Origin of the sequence: Mesorhizobium sp. M0772, from assembly GCF_040320135.1 — a bacterium.
Lineage (GTDB): Bacteria > Pseudomonadota > Alphaproteobacteria > Rhizobiales > Rhizobiaceae > Mesorhizobium.
Genome location: NZ_JAMYPB010000039.1, coordinates 13378 through 33890, shown reverse-complemented (window position 1 = coordinate 33890; position 20513 = coordinate 13378). Strand labels below are relative to the sequence as shown.

At 62.2% G+C, this 20513-nt stretch carries 17 protein-coding genes; 11 read left to right on the top strand and 6 right to left on the bottom strand.

Going from position 1 to position 20513, the window contains the following annotated elements; all coding sequences use genetic code 11:
- Positions 1 to 47 precede the first annotated feature (47 nt).
- From NKI06_RS22620 to NKI06_RS22605, 4 genes are all read left to right on the top strand, one after another.
- Positions 48 to 2504, top strand: coding sequence for a penicillin-binding protein 1A (locus NKI06_RS22620; RefSeq protein ID WP_352987235.1), 2457 nt, complete (start codon positions 48 to 50; stop codon positions 2502 to 2504).
- Positions 2505 to 2634: 130 nt separating this feature from the next.
- Positions 2635 to 3766, top strand: a protein-coding gene (gene prfB, locus NKI06_RS22615) for a peptide chain release factor 2 (RefSeq protein ID WP_155922402.1) whose coding sequence is annotated in 2 segments (ribosomal slippage) — positions 2635 to 2700 and positions 2702 to 3766 — 1131 coding nt in all. Because the reading frame shifts where the segments join, the coding sequence is not laid out codon by codon here.
- 106 nt (positions 3767 to 3872) lie between these two features.
- Positions 3873 to 4292, top strand: a complete 420-nt coding sequence (locus tag NKI06_RS22610; protein ID WP_023667475.1) for a GFA family protein — start codon at positions 3873 to 3875, stop codon at positions 4290 to 4292.
- A 288-nt stretch (positions 4293 to 4580) separates the two neighbouring features.
- Positions 4581 to 4976 carry a hypothetical protein gene (locus NKI06_RS22605; protein ID WP_023667474.1) on the top strand — a complete coding sequence of 132 codons (396 nt, stop codon included), beginning with the start codon at positions 4581 to 4583 and terminating at the stop codon, positions 4974 to 4976.
- A 54-nt stretch (positions 4977 to 5030) separates the two neighbouring features.
- Here NKI06_RS22605 and NKI06_RS22600 read toward each other — a convergent pair whose 3' ends face one another.
- Entirely contained in the window at positions 5031 to 5900 is an 870-nt protein-coding gene (locus tag NKI06_RS22600) for an NmrA/HSCARG family protein (RefSeq protein ID WP_352987233.1), read from the bottom strand.
- A gap of 103 nt (positions 5901 to 6003) precedes the next feature.
- On the opposite strand from NKI06_RS22600, the gene NKI06_RS22595 reads away from it, so the two are divergent.
- The 4 genes from NKI06_RS22595 to NKI06_RS22580 all read left to right on the top strand — a co-directional run bounded on the left by NKI06_RS22595 (position 6004) and on the right by NKI06_RS22580 (position 9054).
- Positions 6004 to 6894 carry a LysR family transcriptional regulator gene (locus NKI06_RS22595; protein ID WP_023681487.1) on the top strand — a complete coding sequence of 297 codons (891 nt, stop codon included), beginning with the start codon at positions 6004 to 6006 and terminating at the stop codon, positions 6892 to 6894.
- A 147-nt stretch (positions 6895 to 7041) separates the two neighbouring features.
- A complete protein-coding gene (locus tag NKI06_RS22590) occupies positions 7042 to 7410 on the top strand; it encodes a GFA family protein (RefSeq protein WP_023667471.1) in 369 nt (122 codons plus the stop codon).
- 150 nt (positions 7411 to 7560) lie between these two features.
- Entirely contained in the window at positions 7561 to 8211 is a 651-nt protein-coding gene (locus tag NKI06_RS22585) for a YiaD family glycine zipper/OmpA-like lipoprotein (protein WP_352987231.1), read from the top strand.
- A gap of 234 nt (positions 8212 to 8445) precedes the next feature.
- Positions 8446 to 9054, top strand: coding sequence for a hypothetical protein (locus NKI06_RS22580; RefSeq protein WP_352987229.1), 609 nt, complete (start codon positions 8446 to 8448; stop codon positions 9052 to 9054).
- A 236-nt stretch (positions 9055 to 9290) separates the two neighbouring features.
- Here the strand turns inward: NKI06_RS22580 and NKI06_RS22575 are convergent, their stop codons facing one another.
- Positions 9291 to 9560 carry a DUF2798 domain-containing protein gene (locus NKI06_RS22575; protein WP_352987227.1) on the bottom strand — a complete coding sequence of 90 codons (270 nt, stop codon included), beginning with the start codon at positions 9558 to 9560 and terminating at the stop codon, positions 9291 to 9293.
- A gap of 47 nt (positions 9561 to 9607) precedes the next feature.
- Positions 9608 to 10492: an NmrA/HSCARG family protein gene (locus tag NKI06_RS22570; protein WP_023702467.1), complete on the bottom strand. Its 885-nt coding sequence runs from the start codon at positions 10490 to 10492 to the stop codon at positions 9608 to 9610.
- Between the two features lie 119 nt (positions 10493 to 10611).
- Here NKI06_RS22570 and NKI06_RS22565 point away from each other — a divergent pair, with 119 nt between their 5' ends.
- Positions 10612 to 11505 carry a LysR family transcriptional regulator gene (locus NKI06_RS22565; RefSeq protein WP_352987225.1) on the top strand — a complete coding sequence of 298 codons (894 nt, stop codon included), beginning with the start codon at positions 10612 to 10614 and terminating at the stop codon, positions 11503 to 11505.
- Between the two features lie 167 nt (positions 11506 to 11672).
- Here NKI06_RS22565 and NKI06_RS22560 read toward each other — a convergent pair whose 3' ends face one another.
- The 3 genes from NKI06_RS22560 to NKI06_RS22550 form a co-directional block, all read right to left on the bottom strand.
- Positions 11673 to 13280, bottom strand: a complete 1608-nt coding sequence (locus NKI06_RS22560; RefSeq protein WP_352987223.1) for a DEAD/DEAH box helicase — start codon at positions 13278 to 13280, stop codon at positions 11673 to 11675.
- Between the two features lie 192 nt (positions 13281 to 13472).
- Positions 13473 to 14240 carry an NAD kinase gene (locus NKI06_RS22555; RefSeq protein WP_023681482.1) on the bottom strand — a complete coding sequence of 256 codons (768 nt, stop codon included), beginning with the start codon at positions 14238 to 14240 and terminating at the stop codon, positions 13473 to 13475.
- 444 nt (positions 14241 to 14684) lie between these two features.
- A complete protein-coding gene (locus tag NKI06_RS22550) occupies positions 14685 to 17660 on the bottom strand; it encodes a caspase family protein (protein WP_352987221.1) in 2976 nt (991 codons plus the stop codon).
- Between the two features lie 285 nt (positions 17661 to 17945).
- On the opposite strand from NKI06_RS22550, the gene NKI06_RS22545 reads away from it, so the two are divergent.
- Both NKI06_RS22545 and NKI06_RS22540 read left to right on the top strand, forming a co-directional pair.
- Positions 17946 to 18980: an extracellular solute-binding protein gene (locus NKI06_RS22545; RefSeq protein WP_352987219.1), complete on the top strand. Its 1035-nt coding sequence runs from the start codon at positions 17946 to 17948 to the stop codon at positions 18978 to 18980.
- A gap of 101 nt (positions 18981 to 19081) precedes the next feature.
- Positions 19082 to 20509, top strand: coding sequence for an amidase (locus NKI06_RS22540; protein ID WP_352987217.1), 1428 nt, complete (start codon positions 19082 to 19084; stop codon positions 20507 to 20509).
- Positions 20510 to 20513 lie beyond the last annotated feature (4 nt).

The window sequence follows — 20513 nt, the reverse complement described above, 5'->3', positions numbered from 1 at the left end:
AAGGCGGCTTCGTCTAGGAAATTCCCGAACCTCGGACTGGAGCGGGCATGATTCGTCTTATCGGCTATTTCTTTGGTATCGGCACGACGCTGGCGCTTATCGTCGCCGCGGGCGTGGCGATATACATCAGCCATCTGTCGAAAGACCTGCCCGACTACGAGGTCCTGGCCAAGTACGAGCCGCCGGTGACGACCCGCATCCATGCTTCCGACGGCTCGCTGATGGCCGAATATGCGCGCGAACGGCGGCTCTATCTGCCGATCCAGGCGGTTCCGGACCGGGTCAAGGCGGCGTTCCTGTCGGCCGAGGACAAGAATTTCTACAACCATCCAGGCATCGACATCACCGGGCTTGGCCGCGCCATCTACGTCAACCTGCAGAATCTTGGTTCGGGCAGACGCCAGGTCGGCGCCTCGACCATCACCCAGCAGGTGGCGAAGAACTTCCTCTTGTCCTCGGACCAGACCTACGAGCGCAAGATCAAGGAGATGATCCTGGCCTTCCGCATCGAGCAGGCCTATTCGAAGGACCGCATCCTTGAGCTCTACCTCAACGAAATCTTCTTCGGCTTCGGCGCCTATGGCGTTGCGGGCGCGGCACTGACCTATTTCGACAAGTCGGTCAACGAACTCACGGTCGCGGAAGCCGCCTATCTGGCGTCGCTGCCGAAGGGGCCCAACAACTACCATCCCTTCAAGCATGCCGACCGCGCCATCGAGCGCCGCAACTGGGTCATCGACCAGATGGTCGAGAACGGCTACGTGACGCGCGAGGAAGGCGACAAGGCCAAGGCCGAGCCGCTCGGCGTGACGCCGCGCCGCAATGGCTCATATCTGTTTGCGGGTGAATATTTCACCGAGGAAGTGCGCCGCCAGATCATCTCGCGCTATGGCGAGAACGCGCTCTATGAGGGCGGCCTTTCGGTGCGCACGACGCTCGATCCGAAGATCCAGCTCATCGCCCGCAAGTCGATGCAGAACGGCTTGCTCAAATACGACACGCTGCGCGGCTATCGCGGACCGGTGACGCATATCGATGCTTCCGGCGACTGGGGCGTGGCGCTGGGCAACGTCAAGGGGCTGGAAGACGTGCCGGAATGGTCGCTTGCCGTCGTGCTCGACAGCTCGGCGACCGGCCTTTCCATCGGCCTGCAGCCGACGCGGCAGATTTCGGGCGATATCGTCAAGGAACGCATCGAAGGCGCCGTCAGCAAGGAAGACATGAGCTTTGCCATGCGCCATGTGGTCGATGGCAAGACGGTCAAGGCCAAGTCTCCGGCCGATGTACTGCAGCCCGGCGACGTCATCTTCGTGCAGAAGAACGAAGGGTCGGAAGGCGCCTACACGTTGCGCCAGGTGCCGGAAGTGGAGGGCGGCCTGATCGCCATGGATCCACATACCGGCCGCGTGCTGGCCATGGTCGGCGGCTTCTCCTATGCGCAGTCGGAGTTCAACCGCGCCACGCAGGCGATGCGCCAGCCGGGATCGTCCTTCAAGCCGATCGTCTATTCGGCCGCGCTCGACAATGGCTATACGCCGGCCTCGGTTATCATGGACGGACCGATCACCATCCAGAGCGGCAACACGACCTGGACGCCGAAGAACTATGACGGCACGGTGGCCGGCCCCGCGACCTTGCGCTCCGGCATCGAAAAGTCGCGCAATTTGATGACGGTGCGGCTCGCCAACGACATGGGCATGAAGCTGGTGGTGGAGTATGCCGAGAGGTTCGGCGTCTACGACCATCTGGCGCCGTATCTGCCGATGGCGCTGGGCTCCGGCGAGACGACGGTGATGCGCATGGTGTCGGCCTATTCGATCATGGCCAATGGCGGCAAGTCGATCAAACCCTCGCTCATCGACCGCATCCAGGACCGCTACGGCAAGACCGTGTTCAAGCAGGACGAGCGCGGCTGCGAAGGCTGCAACGCGCCCGAATGGAACAACCAGCCCGAACCGGAACTGGTCGACAATTCCGAGCAGGTGCTCGATCCGATGACGGCCTACCAGATCACCTCGATGATGGAAGGCGTGGTCCAGCGCGGCACCGGCGCCACCATCGCCGAGCTTGGCCGCCACATCGCCGGCAAGACCGGAACGACCAATGACGAGAAGGACGCCTGGTTCATCGGCTATACGCCGAACCTCGTCGTCGGCCTTTACATGGGTTACGACACGCCGCGCGGTCTCGGCCATGGCGCCACTGGCGGCGGTCTGGCGGCACCTATCTTCAAGGACTTCATGCGCGTTGCGCTGGACGGCACGCCGAATGTCGACTTCAAGGTGCCGGAAGGCATGAACCTGGTCGCGATCAACCGCAAGACCGGCATGCGTGCCGCGTCGGGCGATCCCGGCACCATCATCGAAGCCTTCAAGCCTGGCACCGGCCCAGCCGACAGCTATTGGGTGATCGGCATGGGCGCCGACGGGTCCAACGGCGCCGGCGGACCGCTATCGCCGCAGGCAACGGAAGCCATCCAGGCACCCGGCGGCGGACTCTACTGACGACCTGATTTTTTACGTCGAATGGGCTGGCTTGTTGAGCCGGCCCATTTCGCTTTACAGGCAGCAATGCCGTGCCTATGTATCGCGCCGACCCAAGCGCCACTTCGAAAACAGGACAGAACAACCAGCCATGCGCGCGGAAACGCAGAATATTGTCGACGAGATCAGGCAGGCGATCACCCTGCTGAGGAGGCATCTTTGACTGGGATCAGGCTATAAAGCGGCTTGAATACCTGAACGTGCGCGCCGAGGATTCCAGCCTCTGGAATGATCCGCTGGAAGCGCAAAAGCTGATGCGCGAGCGCCAAGGCCTCGAAGACGGGATCGCCGGCGTCAAAAGCCTGACTCAGGCGCTGGAAGACAATATCGGCCTGATCGAACTGGGTGAGGAAGAGGGCGACCAGAGCGTGATCGCCGAGGCGGAAGCAGCCCTCCGCTCGATGCAGGGCGAGGCCAAGGCCCGCCAGGTCGAGACGCTGCTGTCGGGCGAGGCCGACGCCAACGACACCTATCTCGAAGTCCATGCCGGCGCCGGCGGCACCGAGAGCCAGGACTGGGCCTCGATGCTTCTGCGCATGTACACGCGCTGGGCCGAGCGTCGCCGTTTCAAGGTCGAAGTGCTGGAAGTCCATGACGGCGAAGAGGCCGGCATCAAGTCCGCCACGCTCCTGATCAAGGGCCACAATGCCTATGGCTGGCTGAAGACCGAGTCGGGCGTTCATCGCCTGGTCCGCATTTCACCCTATGACAGCAATGCGCGCCGCCACACGTCCTTCTCCAGCGTCTGGGTCTACCCGGTCGTCGATGACAGGATCGAGATCGACGTCTCGGAATCCGATGTACGCATCGACACCTACCGCTCATCCGGTTCGGGCGGCCAGCACGTCAACACCACGGACTCGGCGGTTCGCATCACCCATATCGCCACCGGCATCGCGGTTGCCTGCCAGGCCGAACGCTCGCAGCACAAGAACAAGGCGAAGGCCTGGGAAATGCTGCGCTCGCGCCTTTACGAGGAAGAGCTGAAGAAGCGCGAAGCGGTGGCCAATGCCACAGAAGCGTCGAAGAGCGACATCGGCTGGGGTCACCAGATCCGTTCCTATGTGCTGCAGCCCTACCAGTTGGTGAAGGACCTGCGCACCGGCGTCGAGAGCACCAGCCCGTCGAGCGTGCTCGACGGCGACCTCGACGACTTCATGGAAGCCTCGTTGTCGCAGCGCATCGAGGGCGGTGCCGGTGAAGCCGTGGCCGACCTCGACTAGGATATGTTCATATTCAGCTGAGGCCGGCCTGCGAATGGATGATACCTGCGCTTCCGCCACTTTCTTGAATAAGAACATCCCTTGGCGGGGGAGCGAAGGAGGAACCATGACTCGCAGGCTCACCGGCAAATGCTTTTGCGGCACGGTTCAGTATGAAGTGGCGGACGAGTTCGTCTATGCCGCGATCTGCCATTGTTCGAACTGCCGGCGCACCACAGGTTCCGCCTTCAAGCCCTTCGCCGGCATCGAGCGCGAGAAACTTGCCCTTGCCGAAGGGCATCACGGGCTCATCCATTTCGGCGATGACAGCGGCCACGATGCGCATTGCAGCCGCTGCGGCTCGTTGCTGTATTCGCTGGTCCGCGACGGCGCCTATGTCCATGTCGCCATGGGCACGCTGGTCGACGATCCGACGATCCGGCCGACCGCGCACATCTTCGTCGGCTCCAAGGCGCCATGGTTCACCATCGCCGACGACTTGCCGCAATATGAAGGGCATGTGGTCGCCGGTCCAGGCGAAGTATAGGCTGGAACCACATTCGGCCAATCCCGTTGTTTCGATGCCCGTCTGCCGGGAGTTGAGCCTGGCCTTGGATCTCGTCAGCGGTTGCGGATAGCGGCGTAGATGTGGCGGCCTCGCGCAGCAACTTCTTGCGCCGGCCTAGGAATCAGCCCAGCATCCGAGGGCTGGAAGAGAAAAAGCATTTATGGCCGGACGCGGCATATCTGCGACCTGACGATCCGGCCACTGGGAAGACACGTTCCGGGAACGGGCAAGCGAAACGCTTGATGCTCGTTTGAAAGGAACGCTTCCATGTCTGCTGCCACTCTCCGATCGGCCAGAGCCGTTCAACCGGCTGGCCGACTCCTGTTTTCCTTGTTCGTGACCCCGATCTTTGCCATCGCGATGCTTGCTGCGGTGCTGACCGCACCCGCCTTCGCCCATGACGCCAAGCCTACGGCGGCGAAGCCGCAAGGCTGGAGTTATCCCTTCGCCTGCTGCGCAAACTACGACTGCCGCACCACCCATACCGGCGAGGTGCTGGAAAAGCCGGAGGGCTATGTCATCGCCGGAACGGGGGAGGTCGTGCCGATGAGCGACAAGCGGGTCAAGGACTCACCCGACGGCGATTTCCACTGGTGCGCGCACCAGGCCGGCCTCGACGCAGGCAAGACGATCTGCCTGTTCGTGCCACCGCGTTCCTACTGAGTTCTGTTGGCAGTTCTCATCGGAAGGCCGGCCTTGGTGCTGAAGGCGCTTGCGTCAGACGGAAGCAGCGAGTGCTGAGGCGAAGTCGCGATACGGCCGCAGTGGGCGACCCAGAAGTGCCGTCAGGCGCTCGACGTCGCCGGTCTCGGGCAGCATCCCGTCGGTAAAGAAACGCTCGCCCATCAGGCGCATGTCGTAGGCCATCCAGGCGGGCAGGAACTGCTTGAAATTTTGCTCAAAACCCTCCGTATTGTCGCCGCTGTAGCTGATCGGGCGGGCGAGTACGTCTGACCAGATTGCGGCAATGTCCGTCCCGGTCAGTGTCTGCGGACCGACGAGGTTGATCCTCTCGAACGCAAGCGGCTCCTTGGACCGTTCGCGACGCAGCAGCTCAAGAGCGGCGATCTCGGCGATATCGCGGGCATCGATCATGGCGAGACCCTTGGGGCCGATCGGCATTGGGTAGGTGCCGTAGCCGGTGATGACGTCTTCGACCGTCAGATCGTTCTGAATGAAGTAGGCCGGGCGCAAGATCGTAGCTTTGAAGTCCATCTGTTCGATCATTCGCTCGACGCCGAACTTGCCCGCGAAATGCGGCACGTTCACATAGACGTCAGCGTGGATCACCGAGAGATAGACGATCCGCTCGATGCCGGCCGATCGGGCGACATTCAAGGCGATCAAAGCCTGGGTGAATTCGTCCGGCACCACGGCGTTCAAGAGGAACAGCGTGGAAACGCCAGACATGGCTTTGCGCAGCGAATCGACATCGAGAAAGTCGCCTTGCACGACGGATACGCCTGCCGGAAAACTGGTTTTCGACGGATCGCGCACGAGAGCACGCACATCGGCGCCGCGCTTGGCGAGCTGTTCGACGACTTGGCGGCCGATATTGCCGGTGGCGCCGGTAACGAGAATGGTCATGGAATTTCTCCTGTTGGGTTGCTTGACAGCCCCAATATGTGTGGCTCACAAAGAGCCCAGTAGACGGCAATTTTAGACACGTCGTCTCACTGGTGGGACAGTCATGGATCTTTTAGCCCTTGCCGATTTTAACCTCGTGGCTCGCCATGGCGGCTTCGGCAAAGCGGCAAGGTCCACCGGCCGGCCCAAGGCAACATTGTCCCGGCGCGTTGGCGAATTGGAAAGCAGTCTCGATCTGCGTCTGTTCGAACGGGGTGCGCGTAACCTGAAGCTGACCGAAGAAGGACGGGCGCTCTTCGAGCGGACGGGGGCGTTGCTTGCCGAGCTGGACGAGACGGCATCGGCGATTGCCTCGGGCGGCCAGAGACCCAAGGGCAGATTGCGGATCAGCGCGCCTTTGCATTTTTCGCAGACTGCAATGGGGAGGATCGCCGCGGGATTTGCCCTGAGGTATCCTGAGGTGAGGCTTGAAGTGACCACCGAAGACCGGCATGTCGACATGATCGAGGAAGGCTACGATCTGGTAATCCGGGTCAATCCGGATCCCGATGAAAGCCTGGTCGGACGGGCGTTTCTCCGCGACCGCCTGGTCGTTGTGGCGAGCCCGGACCTTCCTCGCCCGGCCGATGGGCTCGCCGCTCCTGGCGTTGCGCGCGGGACAGGCGAGCGGCAAACATGGCAGGTGAAGACACCAGGTGGCCGGGCAACACTTAGAATCGAGCCGGTCCTCGCCTTGTCGACGCTCATCATGGTCCGGGATGCGGTGCGAGCCGGCATCGGCGCAGGACGGCTTCCCATTTCGTTGGTGGCCCACGACCTGGCTGACGGCACACTGGTGAATTGGGGGGATATTGACGGCCCCGAAATTTCTCTATGGACGCTCTACCCCTCCCGGCGGCTGCTCAGCGCGCGCGTGTCGGCGTTCCTGGATTTTCTGAAACAGGCTTTCCCAAACGGGACGCCGGACGAACTGGCCGCCTATATCGGCAGGTGACGACGATTGGGAGGTGACGACGGGCCTGCTTCAGCCAGAGCGCCGCTCGGCTCGATCGACCGGAGCCTGCTGACAGACAGTTGTCAGGAGCCTTCCTTTATGGTGCCTTGCCGCATGGGTGGCGGGCAACGGAGAGGAAAGCTTTTCATGACCATCAAGGCCAGCTGTCATTGCAAGGCGACGACGTTCGAGGTTTCGCAGGCGCCCGAGACGGTAACACAATGCACCTGCTCGTTCTGCTCCAAGCGCGGTTCGCTGTGGGCTTACTACGTTCCGTCGCAATTCAAGCTCACCAGCTCGCCGGAAAACGTTTCCTTCTATCAATGGGGATCGAAGACCGTCAAACACGGGTTTTGCGCCATTTGCGGCTGCGGCACCTTCACCGAAACGCCGGACTGGTCAACCGGCAAACCGGACTTCGACAATCCCAAGATATCAGTCAATTCGCGGCTGTTCGACGATTTCGACCTCGATAAGGTCGAGGTGGTCGTCATTGACGGCAAGAACCTCTGGTAGGCCAGCACCAGCCACCAAAGCGGAAGAGTGGCGCGAGCGGGGAAAAGCCGCTTTCGCCGCTCGGTTTTTCGCCGCATTTCATGTTACAAGACCGGAGAAGGGCTTATATGCGCGAGCCGCAAAGGCCGCGCTTTGGAGAGGGACGATTCTATGAAAAAGACTGTGCTCGTCGCCGTTGCGACGGCTGTGCTGGTGAGTGCCTGCACCACGACCGATCCGTACACCGGCGAGCAGAAGGTTTCGAACACCGCAGCCGGCGCCGGCCTTGGTGCCCTGGCGGGCGCGGGCCTCGGCCTGCTTGCCGGCGGCAATGACCGCCGCAACGCGCTGATCGGCGCCGGTATCGGCGCGCTGGCCGGCGGCGCCATCGGCGCGACCATGGACCAGAACGAGGCTGAACTGCGCCGCCAGCTCGAAGGCACCGGCGTCAGCGTCACCCGCACCGGCGACCAGATCATCCTCAACATGCCGTCCGACATTACTTTCAACGTCGACCAGGATGCGGTGAAGCCTGGCTTCTACCAGGTGCTGAACTCGGTTGCGCTGGTGCTGAAGAAGTTCAAGCAGACCACGGTCGACGTGTTCGGCCACACCGATTCGACCGGCGGCGACGAACACAATTTCGATCTGTCGCAGCGCCGTGCATTGGCGGTCGCCAACTATCTCTCGCGCCAAGGTGTCGATTCGCGCCGCTTCGCCGTCACCGGTTTCGGCAAGACCCGTCCGATCGCGTCCAATGGAACGGCGGCCGGCCGTGCGCAGAACCGGCGTGTCGAGATCCAGCTTTCGCCGCTGACCTGATCAGGTCGGCATCGAAATGCGAAGGCGGCCCCGCAAGGGCAGCTTTCTTTTTGGGCTCCTGTGGTCCGCCAAAAGGTCTAACGCATTAGAGATTTCTAATAATCCCTTTCCGGAGGCCTTGGAAGGGATTAGCATTGGTGCGTTTCCAGAGGGATGGGGCGATACAAACGGCCGCGCAGTCACTTAGTCGGCCCCGGTCCTGCACGGCCAGATAAGGAAATCTGGGAGGAATGCATGACAAGAACAGCTCGTCTTGGGCGTTGCGGCGTCCTCATTTTGACAGGTCTGGTCTCCGCTTGGTGCGCAGCGGCCACGGCTCGAGCCGAGGACGCCAACAAAGCCGACATCGAAGCGTTGAAGAAATCGCTCGCCAAATATGAAGACTACACGATCGCCGTCCGCGACCTTTATCTGTCGACTGTCGGGTGCGTCTATTACAGCGGGGACAGGATCGAGGGCGCAATGGACTATCCGAAGGGCGCTATGGGCATCCATTTCGTCAACGTCCCGAGTGTCGGTCAGAAACTCGATCCGATGCGCCCCAATGTGCTGATCTACGAGCCGACCAAGAAAGGCTTGAAATTGGTTGGCGTGGAATGGCTGATGCCCCTGACGCCAGACACCAAGGAACCTCCAAAACTATTTGGCCAGACCTTCATGGGACCGATGGAAGGGCACTATCCGCTCATTCCGAGGGAGTTCGTCCACTACGACCTTCATGCCTGGCTGTTCAGAGACAATCCGAACGGCATGTTCAGTCCGACCAACCCGAACGTGAAATGCAGCAAGGCAGAGTTTCCGATGCTGGAAAAACCGACCAAGATGATGCCCGGCCCGATGTGACGGACGGCCAGGATAGGAGCTTGCCAAGAGTGCAAGCCGGCCGGCTGCATTTAAGAGCGCTCGGGATCAGGCTCGGACGACGATCGGCATGAGGGCTGGCCCGCATGAAGGCTGCCCGCATGAAGACAGGTATCTGGTCGCGGAAGCCGACAATGGCGCTGCGAGCCGTCAGTCGAAGGTAAAAGCGGCCCGCAAGGGCCGTTTTTGTTTGGCATGTCGGCCCCTGTAATCAAGGCCTACGAGGTCGGCTGATCGACAATTGCCGCAACCATACGGCGCACGATCGGCAAGACCAGCAGCAGACTTGGAAAGCCCATTAGCCATGATGCTCCCCATGCATACGGCCAGGTCGCCACGAAACCGGTTGTCCAGCCCGCATTGATCAGCGTCGCTACCGCGGAAACAATGCCCGACATCAGGATGGAAAGAACGAATGGCATCACCAGCGCATTGTAAGAGGCCGGTAGCTTTCTCGATTTCAAAACCTTGTGGGATGACGGTCGCATCACCTATCTCCTTCTCGAAAAGTGAAAGTATGCGCGGCTGAGCGCAGTCAGGCGGCCTGCGCCATTTGCTGGGCCAGGTTCCGAATAAAGCCGCGCAACGAACGCGGTTCGCGGCCCAGGGCGGCGCGCAATGTCAGACTGTTCCCGCCAAGGCCATAGTGGGCGTAGTGGGCGTATATTTTGGCCAGCACCTGCATTTGGCGGTCATTGTAGGGAAGGCGTGCCTCGGCCGCCCACTCGCCAAATGTCGGCTCACCAGAAGAGATGGGTCGGCCAAGTTCCTCACTCATCATCGCAACGATGTCTTCCCGGCTGTGCATGCCGTCAGCGCACAGATCGAGGGTCGCGTAGGACAATCGCGCTTCGGTTAGGGCGATCGCCGCCACCTCAGCGACATCGCGGTAGTCGACGCGGGCCAGCTTCGCCGTCTTTGGAAACGGTTCCGAGAAAACACCATGTTCAACGACGGACGGCCAAGCCGCTGCGAGGTTCTGCATGAAATTGGCAGGGTGCAGAATCGTATATTCCATCGTTGTCGAGTAGAGAGCAGCCTCGACAGGCACCTTGCTGGCATGGTTCTTCAGTCGCGTATTGGTAGGCTGGATCACCGACGAGAAGACGAACTTTCGAACTCCTGCTCGCGTGGCGGCCTCAACCATGGCAACGCCCATGGCTGCTTCATCGGGAGCAAAAGCCGGCCCAATGTGAAAGACGCCGTCGACGCCCTCGACCGCCCTTTCGAGGCTCTGACGATTTCGCAAATCTCCTGTCGCTACCTCGGATGCCCCCAGCTTCCGGGCCTTTTCGGCATTCGCAGGGTCGCGAACGAGCGCTCGAACATTGGCATTGCGGCGGACAAGTTCAGGCACGACAAGTCCCGCAACTCGGCCTGTGGCACCAACGACCAGAACAGTTGGATTGGCTACTTGCATGACGATTCCCTTCCATCAAGCCTGTCCTCGCGGGACAACTTGCAGAGAGGTACGACGTCGCAATTGTCGCTACAATTACCCGTTTTTGCGATATATTATCTCGAAGATCGGGAGAATACATGAGCCGGATGGACGATTTCGAGGCTTTCATCGCGATCGTCGAGCATGGAAGTCTGACGACTGCCGCACATCGGCTGAACCGCTCGCTACAGTCGGTCAGCCGGTCCCTGGCGGCACTGGAGCAATCAGTCGGCGTCGAGCTGATCCACAGGACAACGCGTCGCTCGACACCGAGTGAAGTCGGAGCAGCCTTTTTCAACCGGATCAAACCCGCGGTCGACGAAATAAACGACGCAAGACTTCAGGCGATCAATCAACGATCGGAGCCGGCAGGCGTCCTGCGCATCGGGGCGCCGGTTCTGTTTGGCCCGAACGTCCTGATGCCTGTCATCGCCGAATACATGCGGACATTTCCCCGGGTCGAGGTCGATCTTCAACTTTCCGATGGATTTGCCGATCTTGGCGCCGAAGGTCTCGACCTGGCAATACGCATCGGCGATTTGCCGGATTCCAACTTGAAAGCCAAACGCCTGGGGGCGTTGCGGCGCGTTGTGTTCGGCGCGCCTTCCTATTTCGCGCGGTGTGGCCGGCCGGCCCATCCCTTCCAGCTGAGTGAGCACAGTTGCATAATCAGAACCGCTAACGAGCGTCCAGGTGAATGGACGTTTCAGATCGACGGGAAACCCCGGACCGTGAAGGTCGCAGGCGCTTTTCGCTCCAATCTGATGACCTCGGTCTATGCCGCCGCAATCCACGGACTGGGTTTGGGCTTCTCGCCTCTGTGGCAGATAAGACATTTGGTCGACGACGGTCTCGTCGAACTGGTTTTGACGGAATTCGAGCCGGCACCGGTGCCGATCCATGCCTTGTGGCAGGAAGGCCGGTCATCTTCGGCCAAGGTTCGGGCATTTCTGGATTTATTGGCATCCCGCCTGGAACTGAAAAGCCTGTAGCATCGACGGGCTATTTAAGCCCTCCAGGCCGGAAGCGATCGGGTAGATCGAGCCTGTCTTGCGATTACCGCGCATGGCGCCGACTGATCCTGGAGCGGGCTCCAGATCTCACATCCCCGTCGCGTCCAGGCAAGCCGCGCGTCCTCGGGACGCCGCGGCTCATGGGATCAGACCTTGGCGACGATCTTCATGAAGGCCGGCATGTCGTCGCCGAAGCCGACGGTGCCGTCATTGTCTTCACCGCGGTTGTTGCCGCGGGCAGGGCGGCTGTTGCTGGCGCGCTGCGGCCTTGTGTCGCCGCGTTCCGGGGCGCGGTTCTCGTTGTTGCGATCGGAGACCTTGCGGTCGCTGTTTTCGGAGCGGATCGCTTCCTTGCGCTGATGCCGTTCGCCGATGTCGGCGGCCTCGGCTACCACCGGCTGTTCCTCGCGCGCGGCATCTGCCGCCGGCGCGTCGTCGCTGCGCTTGGCATGGCGTTCGCGCGGCTTGCGCTCGCCACCGTCCTTGCGCTCATGGGCCTTGCGGTCCTCGTCCTTGCGGCCGGCGCGGCGCGGAGCGCCACGGCCACGGCGGGGCGCTTCGTCCTCGCCGCCTTCGCTGGCGACCACGGTCGACAGGTCGCCGTCATGCCACTCGATCTTGTTGCCGATCAGCCGCTCGATGGCGTCGATGTATTTGGTGTCGGACTTGGTGGCGATGGTGAAGGATTTGCCCGAGCGTCCGGCGCGGCCGGTGCGGCCGATGCGGTGGACATAGTCTTCGGCGTGGATCGGCACGTCGTAGTTGAAGACGTGGCTGACGTCGGGAATGTCGAGGCCGCGCGCGGCGACGTCGGACGCCACGAGATAGCGCAATTTGCCATCGCGGAAATTGGCCAGCATCTGCATGCGGGCGCGCTGGTCCATGTCGCCATGCAGGGCGCCGGCGTCGAAATCATACTTCAACAGCGAGCGGAACAGCTCCGCGACCTCGACCTTGCGGTTGCAGAAAATGATAGCGTTCTTCAGCTCGGCGTCTTCGGCCTTTATCAGATTGCGTAGCGTCTCGCGCTTGTCCCACGGCTTGGAGCCGGACTTGACCAGGCGCTGGATGATGTTGGTGGCAGCGGATGCCGCCTTGGACACCTCGACGCGCACCGGCGCATGCAGGAATTTCTCGGTGAGCTTGGTGATCTCCGGCGGCATGGTCGCTGAGAAGAACAGCGTCTGCCTGGTGAACGGGATCATCTCGCAGATGCGCTCGATGTCGGGGATGAAGCCCATGTCCAGCATGCGGTCGGCCTCGTCGATGACGAGGATCTCGACGCCGTTGAGCAACAGCTTGCCGCGCTCGCGGTGATCGAGCAGACGGCCGGGCGTGGCGATCAGCACGTCGGCGCCGCGCTCCAGCTTCTTGTCCTGCTCGTCGAAGGAGACGCCGCCGATCAGCAGCGCGATGTTGAGCTTGTGGTTCTTGCCGTATCTGATGAAATTCTCTTCGACCTGCGCGGCGAGCTCGCGCGTCGGCTCGAGGATCAGCGTGCGCGGCATGCGGGCACGGGCCCTGCCTTTTTCGAGGCGGGTCAGCATCGGCAGCACGAAGGAAGCCGTCTTGCCGGTGCCGGTCTGTGCTATGCCCAGAATATCCTTGCCGAGCAAGGCATGCGGGATGGCGCCAGCCTGGATCGGCGTCGGCACGGTGTAGCCCGCATCGGTGACTGCGGAAAGGACCTTGGGCGACAGGCCGAGGTCTGAAAAGGTCAACGCTTCTAGAGCGGTCGTGGTGTCTGAGGACAAGAGTTGCTGTCTTTGGCTGGTTCGGGGAAGCGCAACGGCATCCGTCGCGGCAAGCACAGCGTGCCTGCAAGATTGGTATTGCGATTAGGCGCAAGCCCGCGATTTGTCAACAGAAACGGGCGGGATTGGCACGATTGTGAAAACGTAAGCTTAATCGCGATGCTTAATTAGGTAGTCACTCTTTGCGCCGGCTCAATAGCGAAACTGCTCGGCGAGAATGCGTTCGTTCCACGAATGGTTGGGATCAAACAGCAGCGTTGCCGTCGCAGTCGGCGATTCGCGGACCGTTACGGAAGCCACCGCCTTGACCTCGGTGTGGTCGGCGGCGGTGTTCACCGGGCGCTTTTCCGACTCCAGAATATCGAAGCGTACGGTCGCCTTGTTTGACAACAAGGCACCCCGCCAACGGCGCGGCCGGAACGGGCTGACCGGGGTCAGCGCGAGCAACGGCGCATCCAGCGGCAGGATCGGCCCGTGCGCCGAAAGATTGTACGCGGTGGAGCCGGCCGGCGTCGCGATCATCACGCCGTCGCAGTTCAGTTCCTCGATGCGGACCTGCTCGTCGACGGTGATGCGGATCTTTGCCGTCTGGTAGGACTGACGCCACAGCGCCACCTCGTTGATGGCGAGTGCCGAAACCGTCTCGCCCTCATGCGTCAACGCCAGCATTTCCAGCGGGCGGATCGTTTCGGCGACGGCGGCCGCGATGCGCTCGGTGAGGCCCCCGACGCGGTACTCGTTCATCAGGAAGCCGATGGTGCCACGGTTCATGCCGTAGACCTTCTTTCCCGTGCTCATCGTGTCGCGCAAGGTCTGCAGCAGGAAGCCGTCGCCACCCAGCGCCACCACCACCTGGGCGTCGTCGAAGGATGCCTGGCCATAGCGGGCCGACAGGCTCTCCATCGCCGCCTTGGCATCGGCAGTGTCGGAGGAGACGAAGGCGAGATTGGCTTTGCTCATGACATTCCGATGGCGGTCGGCCGATGGCGGTCGGCGGCGGTTGCGTGGGGTAGCATGGGCAAGCGCATCTGCAAAGGGAGGCATCGTCCGGCGCAGTTGCGGCCGCGGCGAAACGAAATCGGCGGCTCGCGCTTCATGTCGCCGGAACGGCGAATGTGATGGTTAAGTGCGAGCTTAAGCACTCGTAAAGCCTGATCGATCATGTTAGCCGAAAGAGGATGGGTGCCTGGGGGGCTAGCCAGTCGAGACCTGTCTATTGCCGGTGACACGCCTGATTATCGTCTTCCTTGTGATGGGAAGTTTCGCCCTTCTCTTTGCGGAGCTTGTGCGGCAGTCCGAAGACATGAGCTCCAGGCCGATGGCCTCACGCTGCGGCGGCGCCGGCGTGCCATGCCCGCAAAACGCATTGTAGGCGAAGCCAATCCGCCAACGACGATCCGTCGCCTACTGCCCGACAATCCTCAGATTGGCGTTGCCGTAGAATGTGTAGGCGAGATAGGTCGGATCGCCGGTCCGGTAGAATTCTCTGCGGACATCCTGCAGGATCTCGGCCAGATAGACCGGCCCGTCCTTAATCCGCGTGCTGATGCCGCCATAGAAATCGGTCGAGAAGGCCGCTGCCGCGCGGTCGGTCAGTGGCCACATGCCGCCGATGAAGCCGGAAGCGCCGCCCGCCAGCACCGCCGGACCCCAGCCCTGCACGAAGCCGCCGAGCATCTGGGAACGGCCTGTGTCGCAGGCGTTGAAGAAGTAGAACGGATTGCCCTTGCCATGCGCGGTGGCGACCAGCGCAGCCCATGTATCCGGGTCGAGCGACTGATCGACGAGATCGATGGCAAAGACCGGCCGGCCACTGCTCGGCTGGTTGACCTCGCCATGACCGGAGAAATGAATGAAACCGGTCGAGACTTCACCGACCAGTTTCTCGAAAGAGGTGAAATCGCCATCGAAGCGGCGGTAGCCGTAAAGCTTGCTCAGCGCCGCGATCTCGTCCTGTTGGAAGCGCAGCGAGCGTTTGTCGACATAGGAGGGCGCGACAGCCGCGACGCCGGTGAAGGTCATGCGGTCGAGCGGGTTGTCGACCTGTGAGGCACTGCTGCGCGGAGCCCAGCGCGCCAGCCGGTAGCCCATGCCGAGAAAACCGTCGGCGACGGCGCCGTCGGCGCTGCGCGGGCGGATCAATTCCCAGGGCAGCGTCGGGCTGTTCGAGGTGATCTGGATCGAATGGAGTTCGCCTTTGCCGCGCAGCGACCAGAACACGTCCTTGAACGGTTTCGGCACATAGTCGCGGTAGAGCGCATCGCCAAAACCTTCGGCGGCGAGCGTGACAAAGCGCTTTTGCGCCCCCGTATCGCTGCTTGCGGCAGGCTGCTGCAGCGAAACGGCGCCGCGCAGGCTCAATCCGAGCTGCAGCAGGCGGCGGTATTCGGAGTCCAGCCATGCCGCCATCTCAGGTGGCGTCGAGAACGTATCGGTCACCGGACCGGCCAGATGCGGCGAATGGATGATGATCTGCCCCGAACCCAGCCCGCTCGGATCGTCATAGAGGATGGTCACGTCGAGATCGGGGACGTCATCGCCGGCTGCGCCGCCGAGCGTCACATTGCCAGTTACCGCCGGCTGCGGCGCCGCTGCGGCCAGCATCAGCATGGCAGGTGCTGCGGAGCGTTCGGCTGTGGCGCTCAGAGCGGCTGCCTCGACAGGCGCGGTGCGGCGAATGACAACGGACCGCGACGCCGATCCGAGGAACCTCCCGGCGCTGTAGATGCGCGCGATGAACTGGGCCGGCTTGCTGTCCTTGGCGATCGGCCGCGCCTTGACGTCGAAGCGGACGAAGTCGCTGTCGCCCTGGCGGTAGAGCGTCGTCCGTCGGCTCCATTTGCCGCCGTCAGCGAGATCGAAGCCGGAGGCGAACAGATCGATATCGATCGGCCATTGCTCGGTTCCCGCCGGCATCGCCATGGCCAGGGCGCCATCTTCCGTCACCGACGAGCCCGGCGCTGCCTTCACCTTCACTTCGGGCGTGAATTGCTCTTCGGTAAGGGCGATCGAAACGGTCACCGTCTGGCCGGCGACAATCTCATCCGGCGCATCGATGGTTGGATGGCGCACCACCTCGACAGCGCCCGTCTCGGGTTGTGGAAGGGCGCCGCCGGAAGGAGGGCTTTGCGCCTGGTCGATGGGCGGCGGCGCTGGTTTCGGTGGCGCCTGCGCCTCCGGCGGACTTTCGGCGCCGGTCGCGGGTGGCGGGGCCGATGTCATGCCGTCCTCAGGGGGGATCCCTGCCTTATCGGGGGGCGGTTCGGCGCCCGTGGCTCCGCCATCCTGCGGATAGGTCCCGCCGAGATTGTTCTGGGCAGCGGCCGCAGCTGCGTCTTCAAGACGTTGCTTTTCCTCTTCGTATCGTTGCCGAGCCTGCTCTTCCTGCAATTGGCGCTGCTGTTCCTGGCGTTTGTATTCCTCGTAGAGCGCCGCCTCCTTGGCGCTGTCGCCCATCGCGGCATCGGGACTGCCGGAGCCCGGTGCAACGTCCATGGGGTAGGGCTCCTGACCGCTGCCATCGGCGTAGTCGCTGCCGTCAGGCTCCCAACCGCCACTCCCGGAGATGTAGCCGCCGCTCGCCATCGCCGGCGGTGCCGGTTCCGGCACAAGCGGCAGCGCCGGTGCCGCGCCGGCCACCTGGTCCGGCGTCAGCACAAAGGCAGCGTCTGCCGAGCGGCCATATGCCATCCATGGCCACTGGGCGCCTGACGTTTTGTCGATAGTGGTTTGCCTGACCGAGGCGAGGATGATGGCTATGTCCGCGCCGCGCTTGACCAGTGCAGCGGTGAGCGCATCGGCAAATACGGTGACGGGGCGGGCTTCGTCCAGTGCAACGGTTCCGGGTTTGGCCGACAGAGCGATGATGGCGTGGGTGAGGGGATCGACCGCCGCCAGACCCTGCATCACGCCGGAAGTAGGGTTGTGGCCATCGCCGGGATTGTCGAGCAGAACCACCTTCAATGTCGGGGTTGCCTCCAGCGCCTGCATGAACAGATCGAGGGGCAATGCCGTCTGGTCGACCGTTTCCTTTGAATCGATCCGGGTGCCGCGCGTCAGTAAATAGTTCCTGCCGTTGGCCTGCGCGGTGTGGCCGACATAGTAGAAGATGCCGACGGAGTCCGGATTGGCCAGGGATTGGGCGAAATCATGCATGGCGCGCGCGACAGCGGCGCGGTCGCCATCCGACACCTGCCGGACGGTGAAGCCAAGCGATCGTAGTGTCGCTGCAACGAGTTCGGCACTGAGGTCGGCGTTGGCGATTGCCGGTGAGCCCTCAGAGGCCGGATTAGCGACAACCAGCGCTATCCGCTCTTCGCCGCGCGCAGCGGAGAAGGGCGCCATGGTCATCAGCAGCACGACCGCCAGAAAAAGGCGCATGACCGTGATCCAAGCCCTGCAGGCTGCGGCCCTCACGCCACGGCTTGCCCCAATTCATCAATGGCTCAACCTTGACCATATCATGTCGGCTTCGCCGGCGCACTGCCGGTGCCGATGATGCAGTTGTGTCGCTAAAAGATATTGACTGTATGTTTAGTAATTAATACCGTTGCCCGACATACCGAGTTGGTCAGCCGGCATTCGCCGGTGAATGATCACCAGGACGAAGGGAACTTAGGGACTCGAGGCGCAATCCCGCCGGTCCCAACAATGGGAGACATAAGCATGCAGTTGAAATCGACCGCGACGGCGCTCGGCCTGTCGCTGCTGGCGATGACTGGCATTGCCCGCGCCGAGGGCGAACTCCAAATCTACAATTGGGGCAACTACACCAGCCCGGACCTGATCAAGAAGTTCGAGGAGACCTACGAGGTCAAGGTTACCGTCACCGACTACGACTCCAACGATACGGCTCTGGCCAAGGTCCGCCAGGGCGCTTCCGGCTATGACATCGTCGTGCCCTCGGCCAGCGTGATGCCGATCTGGATCAGCGAAGGCCTGCTCTTGGAAACCGATCCCAACACGATGGAGAACTTTAGAAACGTCGATCCGAGATGGGTCGACGTGCCGTTCGACCCCGGCCGCAAATATTCGGTGCCGTGGCAATGGGGCACGACCGGCATCTCGGTCAACAAATCGGTCTATGCGGGCGACCCGAACACCTCGGCGATTTTCCTCGATCCGCCGCCGGAACTCGTCGGCAAGATCAATGTCGTGCCCGAAATGGGGGACATCATGTTCCTCGCCATTGCCTATGAGGGCGGTAAGTACTGCACCGACGACAAGGTGCTTTTGAAGAAGGTGCATGACAAGCTCATCGAGGCGAAAGCGAAATGGCTGTCGCTCGACTATGCGGCCGTCGACGGTCTCGGCAGGGGCGACATTGCCGCCGGCGTCAATTGGAACGGCATATCGCTGCGCGAGCGGCTGGAGAACGACAAGATCGTCTACGGCTATCCCAAGGAGGGCTTTCCAATCTGGATGGACAATGTCGCGGTGCTCAAGGATGCCAAGAACGTCGAGAACGCCAAGCTCTTCCAGAATTTCATCATGGACCCGAAGAATGCGGCGATGATCTCGGCCTTCGCGCACTACGCCAACGGCATCAAGGGCTCCGAGCCCTTCCTGCCGGCCGATATGAAGGGCGCGCCCGAAGTGGATGTTCCGGCCGAATTTGCCGACAAGGGCCAATTCATGCCGGCCTGTCCCGCAGACGTCCAGGCGCTCTACACCAGGATCTGGACCGATCTGCAGAAATAGCGGCCCCGCCAGCCGAAGCTGACCACCAAACATCGCGCCGCGGATCGCGGCCCTGCCATCGCCAATGCCAGATGCCGTAAAGCCGCCGCGGGGGATTTTCGATGTCCGATCTCGACCTTTGCTACATGCCGGCCAGCGAGGCGTTGCGGCTGTTCAAGGCGAAGAAACTGTCGCCTGTGGAACTGATGCAGGCCACCATCCGCCGCGCCGAGGCGACGAAAGAAACGATCAATTGCCTCACCTTCACGCATTTCGACGAGGCGATGGATCTCGCCAGAAAAGCCGAGGCGAAATACGCCAGAGGCGCCAGGACCGGCGCGCTCGAGGGCCTGCCGATCGGCATCAAGGATGAGAGCTACATCAAGGGCAAGCCGACCTCGCACGGTTCGCTGCTGTCCGGGGACGCCATTGGCGGCCATACCTCGACGATGAACGAGCGTGTCATGAAGGCCGGCGGCATTGTCCATGCGCGCACGGCAACGCCCGAATTCAGCTGCGCCGGCTATACCTGGTCGAAGCGCTGGGGCGTGACGCGCAACCCATGGAATCCGGACTTTACACCGGGCGGGTCGTCAGGCGGTTCGGCGGCAACGCTGGCCTCCGGCACGTCGTCCATCGCCACCGGCTCGGACATAGCGGGCTCAATCCGCATCCCTGCCTCGGCCTGCGGCCTCGTCGGCTTCAAGCCGCCTTACGGCCGCAACCCGGACGAGCCGCCCTTCAATCTCGATTTCTATTGCCACACCGGGCCCTTGGCCCGAAACGTCGGAGATGCGATTCTGCTGCAGAACGTCATGGCCGGGCCGAGCCCGCTCGACATCGCCACGCTGCGCCCGAAACTGCGCCTGCCGCTCGACTACAAGCCGATCAAGGGTTGGAAGATCGCCTTCTCCATGGATCTCGGGTCCTTCGAGGTGGATGCGGACGTGCGCAAGAACACGCTCGCTGCCTGCGATGTGTTCCGCTCGCTCGGCGCCACCGTCGAGGAGGTGAACCTCGGCTGGGGCGACGAGGTGCTCAAGGCCGGCATGGCCTATCTCGAACATCTCTTCGGCGCCTCGCTGTCGCCGCTGCTCGCCAAGCACGGCAAGGACATGACCAGCTATGCCAGGCAGTTTGCGCAGGACGGCCAGAAGTCGAAGGCCACGGACTTTGTCGCAACTTTGGACGTGGCGGCCAGGATGTACCAGACGCTGGGGCCGTTGCTGGAAAAATACGATGTGCTGATCTGCCCGACCAATGCGCTTCCCGCAGTGCCGGCGGAATTCGATCAGACCAAAGGCAAGGTCGAGATCAATGGACGAGAGGTGAACCCGTCGCTGGGCTGGGTGATGACGACGCCGTTCAACATGCTGAGCCGCTGCCCGGTTCTGTCGATCCCGTCGGGCCGCGCCGCCAACGGCGTGCCGACAGGCATCCAGATTGTCGGCCGCACCTATAGCGACGCTGACGTGTTCCGGGCGGGTATGGCCTATGAGACGGCTCGTGGTCAGTGGTACACGAATGCCGGGACACGCCCGACGCTGTGAGTCC

What these genes read in the sequence shown, in the direction of transcription:
- NKI06_RS22620 (WP_352987235.1), top strand. Translation starts at nt 48, where the DNA reads ATGATTCGTCTTATCGGCTATTTCTTTGGTATCGGCACGACGCTGGCG.
- NKI06_RS22610 (WP_023667475.1), top strand. Translation starts at nt 3,873, where the DNA reads ATGACTCGCAGGCTCACCGGCAAATGCTTTTGCGGCACGGTTCAGTAT.
- NKI06_RS22605 (WP_023667474.1), top strand. Translation starts at nt 4,581, where the DNA reads ATGTCTGCTGCCACTCTCCGATCGGCCAGAGCCGTTCAACCGGCTGGC.
- NKI06_RS22600 (WP_352987233.1), bottom strand. Translation starts at nt 5,900, where the DNA reads ATGACCATTCTCGTTACCGGCGCCACCGGCAATATCGGCCGCCAAGTC.
- NKI06_RS22595 (WP_023681487.1), top strand. Translation starts at nt 6,004, where the DNA reads ATGGATCTTTTAGCCCTTGCCGATTTTAACCTCGTGGCTCGCCATGGC.
- NKI06_RS22590 (WP_023667471.1), top strand. Translation starts at nt 7,042, where the DNA reads ATGACCATCAAGGCCAGCTGTCATTGCAAGGCGACGACGTTCGAGGTT.
- NKI06_RS22585 (WP_352987231.1), top strand. Translation starts at nt 7,561, where the DNA reads ATGAAAAAGACTGTGCTCGTCGCCGTTGCGACGGCTGTGCTGGTGAGT.
- NKI06_RS22580 (WP_352987229.1), top strand. Translation starts at nt 8,446, where the DNA reads ATGACAAGAACAGCTCGTCTTGGGCGTTGCGGCGTCCTCATTTTGACA.
- NKI06_RS22575 (WP_352987227.1), bottom strand. Translation starts at nt 9,560, where the DNA reads ATGCGACCGTCATCCCACAAGGTTTTGAAATCGAGAAAGCTACCGGCC.
- NKI06_RS22570 (WP_023702467.1), bottom strand. Translation starts at nt 10,492, where the DNA reads ATGCAAGTAGCCAATCCAACTGTTCTGGTCGTTGGTGCCACAGGCCGA.
- NKI06_RS22565 (WP_352987225.1), top strand. Translation starts at nt 10,612, where the DNA reads ATGAGCCGGATGGACGATTTCGAGGCTTTCATCGCGATCGTCGAGCAT.
- NKI06_RS22555 (WP_023681482.1), bottom strand. Translation starts at nt 14,240, where the DNA reads ATGAGCAAAGCCAATCTCGCCTTCGTCTCCTCCGACACTGCCGATGCC.
- NKI06_RS22550 (WP_352987221.1), bottom strand. Translation starts at nt 17,660, where the DNA reads ATGCGCCTTTTTCTGGCGGTCGTGCTGCTGATGACCATGGCGCCCTTC.
- NKI06_RS22545 (WP_352987219.1), top strand. Translation starts at nt 17,946, where the DNA reads ATGCAGTTGAAATCGACCGCGACGGCGCTCGGCCTGTCGCTGCTGGCG.
- NKI06_RS22540 (WP_352987217.1), top strand. Translation starts at nt 19,082, where the DNA reads ATGTCCGATCTCGACCTTTGCTACATGCCGGCCAGCGAGGCGTTGCGG.